The sequence below is a fragment of the Actinosynnema sp. genome (genome assembly GCF_052038725.1).
In genome coordinates this window covers 1-2,649 of sequence record NZ_JBQGCX010000283.1, presented here as the reverse complement: position 1 = coordinate 2,649, position 2,649 = coordinate 1, and the positions used below count along the sequence as shown (strand labels likewise).

3 protein-coding genes are annotated in these 2,649 nt (G+C 74.6%); all 3 read right to left on the bottom strand.

All coding sequences use genetic code 11. The features are described 5' to 3' along the window. Window positions 1–1,280 (bottom strand): hydantoinase/oxoprolinase family protein (locus ACTUAL_RS05555; RefSeq protein WP_440899492.1); only part of this gene is annotated, 1,280 nt, incomplete at its 3' end. Next, complete coding sequence (locus ACTUAL_RS05550; protein ID WP_440899491.1) at window positions 1,277–2,098, bottom strand: ABC transporter permease; 822 nt, start codon at window positions 2,096–2,098, stop codon at window positions 1,277–1,279. The genes ACTUAL_RS05555 and ACTUAL_RS05550, both read right to left, overlap by 4 nt. Next, window positions 2,095–2,649, bottom strand: a 555-nt coding sequence (locus ACTUAL_RS05545; protein ID WP_440899490.1) for an ABC transporter permease, incomplete at its 5' end; no start/stop codon positions are given. The genes ACTUAL_RS05550 and ACTUAL_RS05545, both read right to left, overlap by 4 nt.

The window sequence follows — 2,649 nt, the reverse complement described above, 5'->3', positions numbered from 1 at the left end:
GAGACCGCGGCCTCGGCGGCCTGCTCCACGGTCAGCCCGAGCGCTTCCGCGACCGGGGCCATGGCCGCGCGCGCCGCGCCCACGTCGATGGTCAGCGCGCCCGCCGCGAAGTCCGCCGGGTCCAGGTAGCCGCACAGCACGTACGCGTCGGTCAGCGTCGGCTCGGCGCCACCGCGCCCGTAGCAGGCCGGCCCCGGACGGGCGCCCGCGCTGCGCGGCCCGACCTTGAGCACCCCGGCCCGGTCCACCCGCACCACCGACCCGCCGCCCGCGCCGATCGAGGACACCTCGACCGACGGGATGATCAGCGGGAACTCGCCGATGACGCTCTCGGTGGAGTACGGGACCTCCCCGCGCACCACCGCGCAGTCCACGCTCGTGCCGCCCATGTCCATGGTGACCACGTCGCGCAGCCCGGTGTCGGCGGCCAGCCGCACCACCCCGGCCACCCCGCTCGCCGGACCCGACAGCAGGGTCTCCACGGCCGCCCGCAGCACCTGGTCCGGCTCGTGGTCGATCGAGGCGACCCCGCCGTTGGAGCGGGTGATGTGCAGCGGGCACACCAGACCGGCCTCGCGCAGCGCCGTCGACAGGTGCGCCAGGTAGCCGCCGAGCGCCCGCCCGACGTGCGCGGCCAGCACCGCCACGGTGGCGCGCTCGAACTCCTTCTCCTCCGGCCACAGCAGCGCCGAGCAGGCCACCGGCAGGTCCGGGAACGCCTCGGCGATCGCCGCCGCCGCGCGCCGCTCGTGCTCGGGGTGCTTGTGCGAGTGCAGGAACGCGACCGCGACCGCCTCCACGCCGTCCGCGACCAGGTCCCGCACCGCCGCGACGACCTCCGCCGGGTCCAGCTCGCGCTCGACGGCGCCGTCCGCGCGGTGCCGCTGCCGGATCTCCCGCACGTCGCGCTGGTCCACCAGCGGTCGCGCGGGTTCGGCGAACATGTCGATCGGGTCGTCCAGGCGCAGCCTCCCGATCGCCAGCAGGTCAGGGAACCCGGCGGTGACCAGCAGGCCGACCCGCGCGCCGGAGCGCTGGAGCACGGTGTTGAGCGCGAACGTCTGGCCGTGCGAGAAGTGCTCGACCTGCGCGGGCGAGACCCCGGCGCGCTCCAGCACGCCGAGCACGCCCGCCACGACGGCCCGCGCAGGCTGCGCCGCGTCGGAGGGCACCTTGTCGGTGATCAGCTCGCCGGTGGCCGAGTCGGCGAGGACGACGTCGGTGAACGTGCCGCCGACGTCGACGCCGAGGCGGTAGCGGCGGGTGGGCTCGGTGGTCATGGCCGTCCTTCCCCGGAGGAGTTCCTGCTGCCCGCCAGGCCCGATCCCCGCACGCCCAGCGCCGCCAGCGCCGCGACCGCCAGCGAGGCGACGATCATCAGGCTGGACACCGCCGACGTCGTCGGGTCCTGGTTCTGCTCCAGCCGCAGGAAGATCGCGACCGGGAGGGTGGTGACGTCCGCGGGCATCAGGAACACCGAGGTGTCGACCTCGTCGAACGAGGTGAGGAACGCGAACACCGCCGAGATCACCAGCGAGGTGCGGATCTGCGGCAGGGTGACCCGGAAGAACGTGGCCACCGGCGAGGCGCCCAGGTCGCGGGCCGCCTCCTCCAGCGCCGGGTCCAGCCCCGCGAGCCCCGCGCCCACCAGCGACACCACAAAAGGCAGCAGCAGCAACGTGTGCGCGAACGCCACCCCGCCGACCGTGCCGTACGCGGAGGGCAGCAGCGAGGCGTAGAGCACGAAGAAGCTGAACCCGGTCACCACGCGCGGCAGGCTCAGCGGCGCGACGAACACCGTGCGCAGCAGGCCCGCGCCCGGCACGTCCAGCCGGGCGATGGCGTAGGCCGCCGGGACGCCCAGCAGCAGCGAGAGCGCGGTGGCGATCGCCGCCACCTGCAACGAGTACTGCACGCCGATCCGGAACGGCTCGTACGCCAGCGCGGTGCGCACCCACTCCAGCGTGAACCCGGACGGCACGCCGGTCAGCACGTGGTCGGTGCTGACCGAGGCCACCACCACGACCAGCAGCGGCAGCAGCACGAACACCGCGCACGCCAGCGTGAAAGCCCCGCGCAGCAAGGAGATCGGCCTCACGACGCCACCGCCCTCGACCGGCCGGGCGCGAGCCGGGTCAGCAGCGTGAACGCGGTCAGCACCACCAGGGTCAGCGCCAGCAGCACCACCGCCTGCACCGCCGCGAGCGGCCAGGCCAGCTGCTGGATGTTCTGGTAGATCGTCTGCGCCAGCACGGTGACCCGGCCGCCGCCCAGCAGCGCGGGCGTGGCGAACGCGCTGATGGTCAGCGCGAACACCAGCTGCGCGCCGCTCAGCACGCCGGGCAGCGTCAGCGGCAGCAGGACCTTCGTGAAGCGCCGCACCGGTCCCGCGCCCAGGTCCGCGGCGGCGGGCGCGAGGTCGGCCGGGACCGACCGCACCGACGCCAGGATCGCGAACAGCGCGAACGGCAGCTCCACGTGCACCAGCGCCACGATCACGCCCGGCTCGTGGTAGAGCCAGCCGTCGAACGCGTCGCCGAACACCCCGCCCGGCCGCAGCAGCATCGCCCAGCCGTAGCTGCGCACCACCACGCTCACCAGGATCGGCGAGAACACCACGAACAGCACCGCCGCCGCCTGCCACGGGCG